At 61.7% G+C, this 14,308-nt stretch carries 9 protein-coding genes, 2 tRNA genes and 3 rRNA genes; 9 read left to right on the plus strand and 5 right to left on the minus strand.

Annotation, left to right across the window (positions count from 1 at the left end; translation table 11 throughout):
• Window positions 1–137: 137 nt before the first annotated feature.
• The 4 genes from ABE85_RS25495 to ABE85_RS25510 all read right to left on the minus strand — a co-directional run bounded on the left by ABE85_RS25495 (window position 138) and on the right by ABE85_RS25510 (window position 4,235).
• A complete protein-coding gene (locus ABE85_RS25495) occupies window positions 138–647 on the minus strand; it encodes a TlpA disulfide reductase family protein (protein ID WP_067281469.1) in 510 nt (169 codons plus the stop codon).
• 100 nt (window positions 648–747) lie between these two features.
• A complete protein-coding gene (locus tag ABE85_RS25500; RefSeq protein ID WP_067281470.1) occupies window positions 748–1,917 on the minus strand; it encodes a hypothetical protein in 1,170 nt (389 codons plus the stop codon).
• Between the two features lie 279 nt (window positions 1,918–2,196).
• Window positions 2,197–2,973 carry an alpha/beta fold hydrolase gene (locus tag ABE85_RS25505; protein WP_067281472.1) on the minus strand — a complete coding sequence of 259 codons (777 nt, stop codon included), beginning with the start codon at window positions 2,971–2,973 and terminating at the stop codon, window positions 2,197–2,199.
• Window positions 2,970–4,235 (minus strand): CaiB/BaiF CoA-transferase family protein, encoded by a 1,266-nt coding sequence (locus ABE85_RS25510; RefSeq protein ID WP_067281474.1) that lies wholly within the window; start codon window positions 4,233–4,235, stop codon window positions 2,970–2,972. Before ABE85_RS25510 ends, ABE85_RS25505 begins: the two co-directional genes overlap by 4 nt.
• Window positions 4,236–4,266: 31 nt before the next feature.
• Between ABE85_RS25510 and ABE85_RS25515 the strand changes: the two genes are divergently transcribed.
• The 3 genes from ABE85_RS25515 (at window position 4,267) to ABE85_RS25525 (ending at window position 5,566) form a co-directional block, all read left to right on the plus strand.
• The gene (locus ABE85_RS25515) at window positions 4,267–4,785 is read left to right on the plus strand and encodes a hypothetical protein (protein ID WP_067281477.1); all 519 of its coding nucleotides are present in this window, start codon (window positions 4,267–4,269) and stop codon (window positions 4,783–4,785) included.
• Window positions 4,786–4,874: 89 nt separating this feature from the next.
• On the plus strand, window positions 4,875–5,300 hold the full coding sequence (locus ABE85_RS25520; RefSeq protein WP_067283547.1) for a PTS sugar transporter subunit IIA: 426 nt from the start codon (window positions 4,875–4,877) through the stop codon (window positions 5,298–5,300).
• Window positions 5,297–5,566 (plus strand): HPr family phosphocarrier protein, encoded by a 270-nt coding sequence (locus tag ABE85_RS25525; RefSeq protein ID WP_067281479.1) that lies wholly within the window; start codon window positions 5,297–5,299, stop codon window positions 5,564–5,566. Before ABE85_RS25520 ends, ABE85_RS25525 begins: the two co-directional genes overlap by 4 nt.
• Window positions 5,567–5,581: 15 nt before the next feature.
• On the opposite strand, the gene ABE85_RS25530 is transcribed toward ABE85_RS25525, so the two are convergent.
• Window positions 5,582–6,427 carry a GNAT family N-acetyltransferase gene (locus ABE85_RS25530; protein WP_067281481.1) on the minus strand — a complete coding sequence of 282 codons (846 nt, stop codon included), beginning with the start codon at window positions 6,425–6,427 and terminating at the stop codon, window positions 5,582–5,584.
• A 198-nt stretch (window positions 6,428–6,625) separates the two neighbouring features.
• Here ABE85_RS25530 and ptsP point away from each other — a divergent pair, with 198 nt between their 5' ends.
• The 6 genes from ptsP (at window position 6,626) to rrf (ending at window position 14,256) form a co-directional block, all read left to right on the plus strand.
• Complete coding sequence (gene ptsP / locus ABE85_RS25535; RefSeq protein WP_067281483.1) at window positions 6,626–8,404, plus strand: phosphoenolpyruvate--protein phosphotransferase; 1,779 nt, start codon at window positions 6,626–6,628, stop codon at window positions 8,402–8,404.
• A gap of 498 nt (window positions 8,405–8,902) precedes the next feature.
• A 16S ribosomal RNA gene (locus ABE85_RS25540) occupies window positions 8,903–10,431 on the plus strand.
• A gap of 180 nt (window positions 10,432–10,611) precedes the next feature.
• Window positions 10,612–10,688, plus strand: a tRNA-Ile gene (locus ABE85_RS25545).
• Window positions 10,689–10,707: 19 nt separating this feature from the next.
• Window positions 10,708–10,783, plus strand: a tRNA-Ala gene (locus tag ABE85_RS25550).
• Window positions 10,784–11,084: 301 nt separating this feature from the next.
• Window positions 11,085–13,965 (plus strand): 23S ribosomal RNA (locus ABE85_RS25555).
• Window positions 13,966–14,143: 178 nt separating this feature from the next.
• Window positions 14,144–14,256 (plus strand): 5S ribosomal RNA (gene rrf, locus ABE85_RS25560).
• Together the 16S, 23S and 5S rRNA genes with 2 tRNA genes alongside form the textbook arrangement of a ribosomal RNA operon.
• Window positions 14,257–14,308 lie beyond the last annotated feature (52 nt).

Below are 14,308 nucleotides of genomic sequence, written 5' to 3' on the forward strand. Positions count from 1 at the left end.
CGACAGCAGGCTGGTGTACCCGAGGAAAAGAATCGCAAAGCGTCGGGGCTAACCCGCGTAGTCGAGGGGTTTCCGAGGCTGTCCGGCCATGAAAAATGCCGCTCGGAAGCGGTATGGATCGGTGGGGCGCGGAGGGCTCAGCTTTCGGCGAGCAGCTTCTCGATCGTGCCGTGCAGCGCCGCGAAGTCGGGCTCGCCGACGAAGCGCTTGACGATCTCGCCGCGCTTGTTGATCAGGAAGGTCGTCGGCGTGAGCTGGACCTTGCCGAAGCTGCGGGCGATCTCGCCCGTGCTGTCCATCGCGACGCCGAAGGGCAGATTGCGGGTCTCGGCGTAGTTGGCGACGTAGGCCGGCGGGTCGTAGCTCATGGCGACGGCCAGCGTGTCGAACCCCTTGTCCTTGTACTTCTGGTGCGTCGCGATGACCTGCGGCATTTCCTTGACGCAGGTCGTGCAGGAGGTCGCCCAGAAATTGACGAGCATCACCTTGCCGGGCCACGCCTGCACGGAGGCGTGCTTGGAGCCGTCGAGCAGCACGTAGTTCACCTGCGGGGCAGGCTCGGGCTTCAAGCCCTCATACGCGAGGCCGGCGCCGACGCCAACGGCGGCAACCAGCAGCAGGAGTCCAGACCAGCGAGGCAGCTTCATGGGGCGGAAGTGTATGCCCGAGGCTGGAGGCCCACCACTTTGGTGGGGCTTAAGTCAGGAGCCTGTCAGGGCGTCGGTGCCGGGTCGGCGCAGGGGCGCTTCAGAGCGCCTTGGACAGCTCGAACAGCAGCACCGACGGCAGCGCGTCCTGCAGGTTCTGGCGGGAGATCCTCGCCAGGTGATCCGGCGTGGCCGTGGACAGTTGCGTCTGCTGGTCGCCGTCCAGCACCTCGATGAAGCTGAAGCTGGGCACCTCGCCGGTGATGTCGGCGCGCAGGCGGTCGAAGTCGGCGTCGCGCATCGACTGCTCGAAGGCGATGCCGTGCGGCAGGCCTTCCTCGCAGAACTGCAGCGCTTCATCCATCGAGCCCACGGCGTCGATGATCAGTCCCATGTGGCGCACGGCGTTCTGGATCTCCTGACGCACCTCGCGGCGCGGCGAGACGATCAGCAGGTGGCAGCCCGCCAGCGGCTTGGAGTTGTGCGAGGGCGTCGGATCGTCGAGCTCGGGCCGCTCCGGCCGTGCGGGCGGTGCCAGTTCTTGCCGGACGGCGGGCTCGTCGCCGGCCACATGCGGGAACTCCAGCGTCAGCATGGTGATGCCGGCCTCGTCCTCGCGCAGCGGCAGCGCGCCGAGGGTCAGCGCGGTCTGCTCGATCAGGCGCCAGTGCAAGGAGTTCAGCGATTCCGGCGGCGCGTTGATCGCCGCCGACGGGGCGCTGCCCAGGTCCAGCGAGCGATGGGCGAAGCGGCACATCAGCCGGGCCTTGGCCGGCCACGGGGTCAGGTCCAGCCGCATCTCCAGCGAGGAATGCGTGTTGGCGAGCGCCCAGTCCATCACCGCGTTCAGCAGCGAGAACAGCAGCGAGGCGTCGGTGATCACCTCAATCGGCTGCAGCAGCTGCCGGATCTGGATGCCGCGGGCCTGCGTCTCGCGGCTGCGTTGCGTGAGCACGCCCCTCAGCACCTGCGTCAGCGGCACGCGCTCGCGCGACAGCCGCAGTCGTCCGGACGCCAGCCGCGCCAGCTGCTGGCTCACCATGCCGGCCTCGCGCGCCTGCGCCACCGAGTCGCGCAGCGCCCGCAGGCCCTGGCGGTCGATCTGGCCGGTGCTGATCAAGGTGTGGATCCGCTCCAGCGCCGCGCTCAGCGGGCCGGCGATCTCCGCGCCGAGCTGCTGGACGATGTCGCCCCATTGCGAATCGCTCGGGGGCTGCGCCATGTCATTGGCGGCCAACGGCGCGGCAATGGAAGGGGGCGGGCGGGACATGCTCTCTCGTTCTTGTGAGCCTCCGGCGGCATGCCGGGGCGGGGAGGCGCCATGGTTCCGCGCAGCCCCGGGGGAGGCCATCCCGTGAGTCGGGGGCAATCGCCCCCCTGGGTGGATGGCGTGAAATGGCTCACGATTCCTCATGGAATCGGGGCGGATGGCGGACGGGCAGGGACTGCATTGGCCGAGCGTTGGCCGCCAAGTCATGAGGCCCCGGAGTCAAGCTCCGAAACCTCACGACTTGCCGTCCCCAACCACTGCCGCCCTTCGACGGTTTTGCTACCGAGGACTCCAGTCGGTGCCTTCGGCCTGGCGGTTGGCCAGCATCAGGAGACGTTCGGTCAGCTCTTTTGGAGCAGAAACCATCACCTGATGACCCGTCGGGATCTCGAAGAGTTCCCAGCCGGGCTGACTGCGGGCGCGCTCGCGCGCGGCGGCGATCGTGAGAAGGGCGGGGCGGTTGCAGTCGATGAAGGTGCGTGGGCGCTCGAACCAGGCCGCCTGATCGAAATCGAGCGGGCTGTCGTAGACGCCACCCGGCTGCGGGCGCTGGCAGCGCATCATCCAGTCGAAGTCGTCCGGCTTCAGCCCCATGCCGTTGGGCTCGGTCACCGGCAGATGGCCGAACTTCGAGATCTGTTCGCGGCGTTGGGCCTGCGTCTCCGGCGTGTGACGGCTGGACCAGGACTCGCCCGGCTCTGGCACCACGGCGTCGAGATAGACCAGCCGCGCGATGCGGTCCGGCATCTGGTCCGCAACGCCGGTGACCACCATGCCGCTGTAGCTGTGCCCGACGAGCAGGACATCGGTCAGTTCCTCGCATTCGATGACCGCCTTCACGTCGTCGATGTGCGTCTGCAGCCGGATGTCCCCGTGCGATTGATGGGCGCGTTCCCCGACGCCGCTCAGCGAGACGGGGAACACCTGATGGCCGGCCGCCCGCAATGGACCGAGCACGCGCTTCCATGCCCAGGCGCCCAGCCAGGCACCGTGCACGAGCACGATGTTGACCCCCTTGGGAGGCTCCAGCCCTTGCTTGCCGTCCTTGCTGCTCATGCGATGACCCCTTCTTCCCGCCATGCGGCGATTGCGTCGGGGCCATGTCCGAGTTCCGCAAGAACTTCATCGGTGTGCTGGCCCATCAGCGGCGGGGGCAATCGGTAGGCCACGGGCGTCTCCGACAACTTCATCGGACTGGCGACCACGCGCAACGCATCGCTCTGCGGATGCGCCATCGAGACCACCATCCCGCGGTGCCGGACCTGCGGATCGTCGAAGACCTCGGACAGGTCGTTGATGGCGCCGCCCGGCACCTTGGCCGCTTCCATCGCATCCAGCCAATGTTGTCTCGGTCGTTCCGCGACGCGTGCCGCCAGCAGCGGGACCAGGTCGTCGCGATGCCGGACCCGCTGAGAGTTGGTCGCGTAGCGTGGATCGCGGGGGAGCTCGGGCAGGCCGAGGAGCTCGCAGAATCGGGTGAACTGGCCATCGTTGCCCACTGCAACGATCAGATGGCCGTCGCTGGCCTGGAACACCTGGTACGGCACGATGTTCTGGTGGGCGTTGCCCATGCGACCGGGCGCCTTGCCGGTCGTCAGGTAGTTGGCGCCGAGGTTCGCCAGCATCGCGACCTGCGTGTCCAGCAGCGCCATGTCGACGACCTGGCCCTGGCCGGTCGTGTCTCGGTGGCGCAGCGCGGCGAGGATCGCGACTGTCGCGTACATGCCGGTGAAGAGGTCCGCCACCGCCACGCCGACCTTCTGCGGACCGCCGCCGGGCAGCGCGTCGGCCTCGCCGGTGACGCTCATCAGGCCGCCCAGGCCCTGGACCGCGTAGTCGTAGCCGGCGCGATCCCGGTACGGTCCGGTCTGGCCGAAGCCGGTCACCGAACAGAACACGAGCCGCGGGTTGAGCGCCAGCAGCGCCGCGGCGTCGAGTCCGTAGCGGCCCAGGTCACCGACCTTGTAGTTCTCGACCAGCACATCCGCCCGGCGCGCCAGTTCCCGGATCAAGTCCTGACCCCGCGGGCTGGCGATGTCGATCGCGACCGAGCGCTTGTTGCGGTTCGCCCCGAGGTAGTAGGCCGCCTCGGCGGTATCCTGCCCGTCGCGGTCCTTCAAATAGGGAGGACCCCATCCGCGGGTGTCGTCCCCCCCGGGATGGCCGTCTTTCGGGGGGCGCTCGACCTTGATCACGTCCGCGCCGAGATCGGCCAGCGTCTGCGTGCACCAGGGGCCGGCCAGCACGCGGGAGAGATCCAGAACGCGCACGCCCTTGAGGGCCATGGCGGAGGGCGTGGGGGAGTTCGCTTCGCTCATCGGGGCATTGTGGGCCCTCCATAATCCTTCGATGCGTCCGTCGACCTGGCCTGTCTCGATCTTTCTGCTGGTGCTGGCCGCCGGCTGCAGCCCGGCCTTGAACTGGCGCAAGGTGAGCCCGGAAGGCGCGCAGATGCAGCTGATGTTCCCCTGCAAGCCCGACCGCGAGGAACGGACTCAGCCCGGACCGTCGGGCCAGGGCGTCGCCGTGCGATCGCTGAGCTGCAAGGCCCGGGGGAGCCAGTTCTCGCTGACCTGGACCGATCTCGGCGAGGCCGGCGCGACGTCCGCGGCGATGCGTCGCATGCACGAGGGCATCGCCCGGCAGATGGCCCCGCAGGCCTCAGCGCCGCTGGGTGTGCGCGGCATCGCGGCTGATCCGGAAGCGTTCCAGCAGTCCTTCGAGGCCCGCTCCGGCCAGCCTCGGCAGCAGGTGCGGCAGGCGGTGTTCTCCCGCGACGGACGGCTGTATCAGTTGTTGATGCAGGGTGAACGCCTGGACCCGGAGGCCTGGGACGTGTTCCTCGGGTCGGTGGAGCTGCCGCGCTGAGGTGGGGGAAGCGGGGGGCATCCTCCCCACGATTGAGGGTTTGTGCGAGCCACGCCCGCACCATGCTGCGCCGCACGATAATGATCGCCATGTCCGGCCTGCTGTTGATCGCTCACGCCCCGCTGGCCACCGCGCTGAAGCAGGTGGCCGAGCACACCTTCCCGCATTGCTCCTTGCAGTTGAGAGTGCTGGACGTGACGCCGGAGATGAGCGCCGACGACGTCGAGTCGCAGGCGCGCGCGCTGATCAGCGCTTCCGGGCACCAGCAGACCCTGGTGCTGACCGACGTCTACGGTGCGACACCGACGAATGCCGCGCTGCGCCTGCAGGGCGAGCAGGTGAAGGTGCTCACCGGCGTCAACGTGCCGATGCTGTGGCGCTCGCTGTGCTACGCCGGCGAAGGCCTGGATGCGCTGGTCCAGCGCGCCAGCCAGGGCGGCACCCAGGGCATCCTGTGCGACGCGACGGCGCCTTGCGCCTCCAACAACCCTTCGTCCCAACCTTCCTGCTCATGATCAAGTCGACCCTCACCATCAGCAACAAGCTGGGCCTGCATGCCCGAGCCTCGGCGAAGTTGACGAAGTTGGCGGGGGGATTCAAGGCGGAGGTCTTCATGACCCGCAACGGTCGTCGCGTGAATGCCAAGAGCATCATGGGCGTCATGATGCTGGCTGCGGGAATCGGCGCGGAAGTGGAGCTCGAAACCTCGGGCGAGGACGAGCAACCCGCGCACGACGCCATCACGGCGCTGGTGAACGACAAGTTCGGCGAAGGCCAGTAAGGCCTTCGCGCTCGCTCAACGTCCCAGGAAGTGCTTCCGGTACCGCGCCGGCAGGTCGGCGATGCGCATGATCATCGGCAGGTCGGCGGTATTGAAGTCCGGGTCCCAGGCCGGGCGGCCGAGGATGCGTGCACCGACCCGCAGGTAGCCCTTGATCAGCGGCGGCGGTTCGACCACCAGGTCCTGGCGCAGTTCGTCGACCGGCAGCGGCAGGCGCGGGCGCACCTGCCAGGCGATGTCGGCCATGTGGCTGGCGTCCAGTTGGCGCCACAGGCTGGCGGCGTAGTGACCGCCGTCGCGCATGCTGATGCTGGCGCATCCGATCATCGTGTCCAGGTCGTTGCGGACCATGAATTCGGTCAGCGCCCCCCACAGGGCCATGATGGCGCCGCCGTTGCGGTGGTCCGGGTGGACGCAGGAGCGGCCCAGTTCGACCATGCGCGGACGCAGCGAGCGCAGGCGGGTCAGGTCGAATTCGGTTTCGCTGTAGAGGCCGCCGGCGCGGCGTGCCGCCTCCGGCGTCAACACGCGATAAGTGCCGATGACTTCGCCGGGCTGCCCGTGCTTGTCGAGCGTGCGCACCAGCAGGTGCTCGCAGAAGGGGTCGAAGAGATCGACGTCATGCCCGGCAGGCGCGCCAACGGGCACGCTCAGGCGTGCGCCCATCTCATCGACGAAGATCTTGTACCTCAGGCGTTGGGCCTGACGGACTTCGTCTTCCGTGCGCGCCCAACCCACGTGGAAGCGAGTGCGCGCAGCATCGACAGCGACTTCTTGCGAACTGGCTGGAAGTGACCTCCGGGGCGCTTCGACGGAGCGCAGATCGGAGAAGGGCAGGGTAGGCAGCGGCAGATCCCTCATGGCAAAGCCTCGCTGAAGTGATGGCCGCGATGCTGAGCGGACGGGGTGACGCGTCGGTGACCTTCAAGTGAACGAACCGTGACAGTCGCGGGGTCGTCACGGTCATGCGTCCGTGCCGTTGACGTCGGCTGCACAGAGGTTTTCGCGGAGTTCACCTTCGCCCACCGGGGATTCGGAACCCGCTGCTAAAGTCGGCGCATGAGTTTCCAGGTCTTCGGCATTCCCGTTTCCCGCGGCGTGGCGATCGGCCGCGCAGTGCTGGTCGCTTCCAGCCGCGTCGACGTCGCGCACTACTTCATCGCCGCCGCGGATGCGGAACAGGAGTACGCCCGCCTCGTGAGGGGCCGCGATGTGGTCACCCGTGAGTTGCAGGGGCTGAAGGCCGAGCTGCCGGAAGACGCGCCGCATGAACTCGATGCGCTGCTGGACGTCCACCTGCTGCTGCTGAACGACGAGGCCTTGGTCGATACGGCGCGGGACTGGATCGTCGATCGGCACTACAACGCCGAATGGGCGCTGTCAGCCCAACTGGAAGTCCTGGCCCGGCAGTTCGACGAAATGGAAGACGACTACCTGCGCGAACGCAAGGCCGACCTGGAACAGGTGGTCGAGCGCGTTCTCTCAGCGCTCGCCGCGGAACTGGACGATGCGCCTCCCGGCGGCCCCGCCGCCGTGGTGGCCCGGGACTTCGCCGGGGAGGACCCGCTGCTGCTGGTCGCCGCCGACATCGCGCCGGCGGACATGATCCAGTTCAAGCGCAGTGTGTTCCAGGGCTTCATCACCGACATCGGGGGGAAGACCTCCCATACCGCCATCGTGGCACGCAGCATGGCGATCCCCGCCGTGGTGGGAACGCGGGAGGCTTCCCGGCTGATCCGCCAGGACGACTGGGTCATCATCGATGGCGATGCCGGCACGGTGATCGTCAACCCCTCCCCCATCGTGCTGGAGGAGTACCGTTTCCGTCAGCGGCAATCCGAGCTTGAGAACGCACGTCTCGCACGCCTGCGACATACGCCGGCGATCACGATGGACGGGCAGCGCATCGAATTGCACGCCAATATCGAACTGCCCGGCGACACCGTCGCGGCGCTGGCGTCCGGCGCGACCGGCGTCGGGCTGTTTCGCAGCGAGTTCCTGTTCATGAACCGTGAGGGCGACCTGCCCAGCGAGGAAGAGCAGTTCGCCGCTTATAAGAGTGCGGTCGAGGCCATGGCCGGTCTGCCGGTGACGATCCGCACGGTCGACATCGGCGCCGACAAGCCGCTTGATCGGATGTCGGTCAACGAGCTCCGTCACGAACATGTGCTCAACCCGGCCATGGGTCTTCGGGCGATCCGGTGGAGTCTGGCGGAGCCGAGCATGTTCCGGCAGCAACTGCGCGCGATCTATCGGGCGAGCGCCTTCGGCCAGGTGAAGCTGTTGATCCCGATGGTTGCCCACCTGGGGGAGATCCGTCAGGTCCAGGAAGCCACCAGGCGCGTGAAGACGCAGCTCGACGAGGCAGGTCAAGCCTATGGCGAGGTCGCTCTCGGTGTGATGGTGGAGGTGCCCGCTGCAGCGATCATGCTGCCGCAGCTGTTGAAGCATGTGGACTTCGTGTCGATCGGGACCAACGACCTCATCCAGTACACGTTGGCCATCGACCGCGCCGATGAGGCGGTCGCTCATCTATATGACCCGTGGCATCCCGCGGTCCTTCACCTGCTGGCGAATTCGATCTCGCAGGCGCGAGCGGCCGGGAAGGAAGTCAGTGTCTGCGGCGAGATGGCTGGTGATGCAGCCTTCACCGATCTGCTCCTGAGCATGGGGCTGACCAGTTTCTCGATGCACCCGTCGCAGATTCCCTCCGTCAAGCAGCGCGTCCTCCGGGCGGACGTGCCGCGGCTGTCTGCCGCGCTGCCTCGTATCCTGGAGAGCGACGAGCCAGCCAAGGTGGCCTTGGAGGTACTGGCGCCGCAGTCCCGGCTTCACTGACCGGGCACCAACCCGGGATGGGCTGCGGTCGAACATCGCCCGTCCAGCAAAAGCGTTATGCGGGGAGTTGCGCGAGTGAAAAAACTCGTGCTAGACTAGCGGTCTTCGCTGTTCACGACATTGTTTTGAACGGCGGCCTCGGAGGGTATGCCGAGGTAGTCAGGTGAATAACTAGCGAAAGCGGGTTTTCATTTGGCGGCGAGATTCTCGCAGTCGACGATGAAATTAATTTCTCTGACTGCTTGACGGATTCGAAAGAAATCGTTCATAATCTCGCTTCTGCGCTGCTGACGACAAGTCAGCGACGCGACGAAGTAAGTGGCAAGGGGCTGAGGCCTCGAGCGAAGGTTGCTTCGATGTTCTTTAATAATTTACAGCCGATAAGCGTGGGCGTCTGGACGAGCGACCTGAGAAGGTTAAATCGCTAGATGCTCACGGAAGAAAGAATGAAGCTATGAAAGTAGTCTTTGTTCGATTCCGTTGAGTTTATTCAAGATCGAACTGTAGAGTTTGATCCTGGCTCAGATTGAACGCTGGCGGCATGCCTTACACATGCAAGTCGAACGGTAACGCGGGGCAACCTGGCGACGAGTGGCGAACGGGTGAGTAATATATCGGAACGTGCCCAGTTGTGGGGGATAACTGCTCGAAAGAGCAGCTAATACCGCATACGACCTGAGGGTGAAAGCGGGGGATCGCAAGACCTCGCGCAATTGGAGCGGCCGATATCAGATTAGGTAGTTGGTGGGGTAAAGGCCTACCAAGCCTACGATCTGTAGCTGGTCTGAGAGGACGACCAGCCACACTGGGACTGAGACACGGCCCAGACTCCTACGGGAGGCAGCAGTGGGGAATTTTGGACAATGGGGGCAACCCTGATCCAGCCATGCCGCGTGCGGGAAGAAGGCCTTCGGGTTGTAAACCGCTTTTGTCAGGGAAGAAAAGACTCCTACTAATACTGGGGGTTCATGACGGTACCTGAAGAATAAGCACCGGCTAACTACGTGCCAGCAGCCGCGGTAATACGTAGGGTGCAAGCGTTAATCGGAATTACTGGGCGTAAAGCGTGCGCAGGCGGTTATGCAAGACAGATGTGAAATCCCCGGGCTCAACCTGGGAACTGCATTTGTGACTGCATGGCTAGAGTACGGTAGAGGGGGATGGAATTCCGCGTGTAGCAGTGAAATGCGTAGATATGCGGAGGAACACCGATGGCGAAGGCAATCCCCTGGACCTGTACTGACGCTCATGCACGAAAGCGTGGGGAGCAAACAGGATTAGATACCCTGGTAGTCCACGCCCTAAACGATGTCAACTGGTTGTTGGGAGGGTTTCTTCTCAGTAACGTAGCTAACGCGTGAAGTTGACCGCCTGGGGAGTACGGCCGCAAGGTTGAAACTCAAAGGAATTGACGGGGACCCGCACAAGCGGTGGATGATGTGGTTTAATTCGATGCAACGCGAAAAACCTTACCTACCCTTGACATGCCAGGAATCCTGCAGAGATGTGGGAGTGCTCGAAAGAGAACCTGGACACAGGTGCTGCATGGCCGTCGTCAGCTCGTGTCGTGAGATGTTGGGTTAAGTCCCGCAACGAGCGCAACCCTTGTCATTAGTTGCTACGAAAGGGCACTCTAATGAGACTGCCGGTGACAAACCGGAGGAAGGTGGGGATGACGTCAGGTCATCATGGCCCTTATGGGTAGGGCTACACACGTCATACAATGGCCGGGACAGAGGGCTGCCAACCCGCGAGGGGGAGCTAATCCCAGAAACCCGGTCGTAGTCCGGATCGCAGTCTGCAACTCGACTGCGTGAAGTCGGAATCGCTAGTAATCGCGGATCAGCTTGCCGCGGTGAATACGTTCCCGGGTCTTGTACACACCGCCCGTCACACCATGGGAGCGGGTTCTGCCAGAAGTAGTTAGCCTAACCGCAAGGGGGGCGATTACCACGGCAGGGTTCGTGACTGGGGTGAAGTCGTAACAAGGTAGCCGTATCGGAAGGTGCGGCTGGATCACCTCCTTTCTAGAGAATGACGAGACCGTCGAGTTGCTCAGGCAGCTCGGGAGAGTCGAGTCGAAAAATGCGAGTTCAGCGCGCCCACACTTATCGGCTGTAGACACACAACAGTGAGTGAGAAAACGCGTGAGCCTGGCGAGCTGGCCTTGCCGGTTGGCGCGATGCAGGAGCACGCAAGAAATGCGTGGGTCTGTAGCTCAGTCGGTTAGAGCACCGTCTTGATAAGGCGGGGGTCGCTGGTTCGAATCCAGCCAGACCCACCACGAGGGTCGTCAAGATCTTGGGGGATTAGCTCAGCTGGGAGAGCACCTGCTTTGCAAGCAGGGGGTCGTCGGTTCGATCCCGTCATCCTCCACCAATCACTTCACATGGGTGGCAAACCACAGCGTCCGAATGGGCACTGTGGTTTGCCAGTCTCGACATTCGTGTCGGCTGTTGTTCTTTAACAATTCGTAGAGTCGAATCAGCGTTGCTGGCGGAAAGCCGGCGCTCGTAAAGGGGCGACCGGCACCGTGCCGCCAGCGACATTTGATTGCGTCAACAAACTTCAACTCTGAAAAGAGAAGAAATTGAAGAACGGCGAACGCGTGATACTCAAATAAATGCTCAAGTTGTTGAGCATCTGTCCTTGACGACATCTGCGGATGTCAAAGTTATAGGGTCAAGTGACTAAGTGCATGTGGTGGATGCCTTGGCGATTACAGGCGACGAAGGACGTGATAGCCTGCGATAAGCTTCGGGGAGCTGGCAAATAAGCTTTGATCCGGAGATTTCCGAATGGGGAAACCCACCTCGTTTAGAGGTATCGCACACTGAATACATAGGTGTGCGAGGCGAACCGGGTGAACTGAAACATCTCAGTAGCTCGAGGAAAAGACATCAACCGAGATTCCGAAAGTAGTGGCGAGCGAAATCGGAGTAGCCCTCGTGTTTTAGCAGTTGGCATATCAGAACGGAATGGAAAGTCCGGCCATAGCGGGTGATAGCCCCGTATGAGAAATGTCGATTGTGGAACTAGGCACGAATAGAGTAGGGCGGGACACGTGAAATCCTGTCTGAATATGGGGGGACCATCCTCCAAGGCTAAATACTCGTAATCGACCGATAGTGAACAAGTACCGTGAGGGAAAGGCGAAAAGAACCCCGGGAGGGGAGTGAAATAGATCCTGAAACCGCATGCATACAAAAAGTAGGAGCCCGCAAGGGTGACTGCGTACCTTTTGTATAATGGGTCAGCGACTTACATTCAGTGGCGAGGTTAACCGAATAGGGTAGCCGTAGAGAAATCGAGTCCGAATAGGGCGAATTAGTCGCTGGGTGTAGACCCGAAACCAGGTGATCTATCCATGGCCAGGATGAAGGTACCGTAACAGGTGCTGGAGGTCCGAACCGACTAGTGTTGCAAAACTAGCGGATGAGCTGTGGATAGGGGTGAAAGGCTAAACAAACCTGGAGATAGCTGGTTCTCTCCGAAAACTATTTAGGTAGTGCCTCAAGTATTACCTTCGGGGGTAGAGCACTGTTTAGGCTAGGGGGTCATGGCGACTTACCAAACCTATGCAAACTCCGAATACCGAAGAGTACAGCTTGGGAGACAGAGCACCGGGTGCTAACGTCCGGACTCAAGAGGGAAACAACCCAGACCGCCAGCTAAGGTCCCTAAAATTGGCTAAGTGGGAAACGAAGTGGGAAGGCTAAAACAGTCAGGATGTTGGCTTAGAAGCAGCCATCATTTAAAGAAAGCGTAATAGCTCACTGATCGAGTCGTCCTGCGCGGAAGATGTAACGGGGCTAAGCCAGTTACCGAAGCTGCGGATGCACAGTTTACTGTGCGTGGTAGGAGAGCGTTCTGTACGCCTGTGAAGGTGGGTCGTGAGGCCTGCTGGAGGTATCAGAAGTGCGAATGCTGACATGAGTAGCGTTAAAGGGGGTGAAAAGCCCCCTCGCCGAAAGCGCAAGGTTTCCTACGCAACGTTCATCGGCGTAGGGTGAGTCGGCCCCTAAGGCGAGGCAGAGATGCGTAGCTGATGGGAAACAGGTGAATATTCCTGTACCGATCAATAGTGCGATGTGGGGACGGAGAAGGTTAGCTCAGCCGGGTGTTGGATGTCCCGGTTCAAGCCTGTAGTCGTGCCTGGTAGGCAAATCCGCCGGGCTTAGATGAGGGGTGATAACGAGTCTGCTTGCAGACGAAGTGAGTGATACCCTGCTTCCAGGAAAAGCCACTAAGCTTCAGCTATTGACGACCGTACCGCAAACCGACACTGGTGCGCGAGATGAGTATTCTAAGGCGCTTGAGAGAACTCTGGAGAAGGAACTCGGCAAATTGACACCGTAACTTCGGAAGAAGGTGTGCCTTTAGTAGGTGATCCATTTACTTGGTTAGCCCAATGAGGCCGCAGAGAATCGGTGGCTGCAACTGTTTATTAAAAACACAGCACTCTGCAAAGACGAAAGTCGACGTATAGGGTGTGACTCCTGCCCGGTGCTGGAAGATTAAATGATGGGGTGCAAGCTCTTGACTGAAGTCCCAGTAAACGGCGGCCGTAACTATAACGGTCCTAAGGTAGCGAAATTCCTTGTCGGGTAAGTTCCGACCTGCACGAATGGAGTAATGATGGCCACACTGTCTCCTCCAGAGACTCAGCGAAGTTGAAATGTTTGTGATGATGCAATCTCCCCGCGGAAAGACGGAAAGACCCCATGAACCTTTACTGTAGCTTTACATTGGACTTTGAACAGATCTGTGTAGGATAGGTGGGAGGCTTTGAAACCTGGTCGCTAGATCAGGTGGAGCCAACGTTGAAATACCACCCTGGTGTGTTTGAGGTTCTAACCTTGGCCCGTTATCCGGGTTGGGGACAGTGTATGGTGGGCAGTTTGACTGGGGCGGTCTCCTCCCAAAGTGTAACGGAGGAGTTCGAAGGTACGCTAAATACGGTCGGAAATCGTGTTGATAGTGCATTGGCATAAGCGTGCTTGACTGCGAGACTGACAAGTCGAGCAGGTACGAAAGTAGGACAAAGTGATCCGGTGGTTCTGTATGGAAGGGCCATCGCTCAACGGATAAAAGGTACTCTGGGGATAACAGGCTGATACCGCCCAAGAGTTCATATCGACGGCGGTGTTTGGCACCTCGATGTCGGCTCATCTCATCCTGGGGCTGTAGCCGGTCCCAAGGGTATGGCTGTTCGCCATTTAAAGAGGTACGTGAGCTGGGTTTAAAACGTCGTGAGACAGTTTGGTCCCTATCTTCCGTGGGCGCTGCAAGATTGAGAGAGCCTGCTCCTAGTACGAGAGGACCGGAGTGGACGCACCTCTGGTGTATCGGTTGTCACGCCAGTGGCATCGCCGAGTAGCTAAGTGCGGAAGAGATAACCGCTGAAAGCATCTAAGCGGGAAACTCGTCTCAAGATGAGTCTTGCCGGGGCCTAGAGCCCCCTGAAGGGTCGTTCAAGACCAGGACGTTGATAGGCTGGGTGTGGAAGCGCAGTAATGCGTTAAGCTAACCAGTACTAATTGCCCGTGAGGCTTGACCCTATAACTTTGACACTCAAAACGTCAGGGTGAGTGGTCACGCAGATCGACGCGCAACCCGTATGCCGGAGTTGCCACGATCAAAACCGTTCTTCAATCCTTGAAGACGCAATCAAACCAAAGCTGATTTGACTCTACCGAATTGGGCCTGCTGAGCTCCTCAGCAAGCCAACCAGTCAAGCCTGATGACCATAGCGAGTCGGTCCCACCCCTTCCCATCCCGAACAGGACCGTGAAACGACTCAGCGCCGATGATAGTGCGGATTCCCGTGTGAAAGTAGGTCATCGTCAGGTTAATATCCCGCCAAACCCCTCGGTCAGCAATGATCGAGGGGTTTTGCCTTTT

Origin of the sequence: Mitsuaria sp. 7 (assembly GCF_001653795.1) — a bacterium.
In the GTDB taxonomy this organism is placed as follows: domain Bacteria; phylum Pseudomonadota; class Gammaproteobacteria; order Burkholderiales; family Burkholderiaceae_C; genus Roseateles.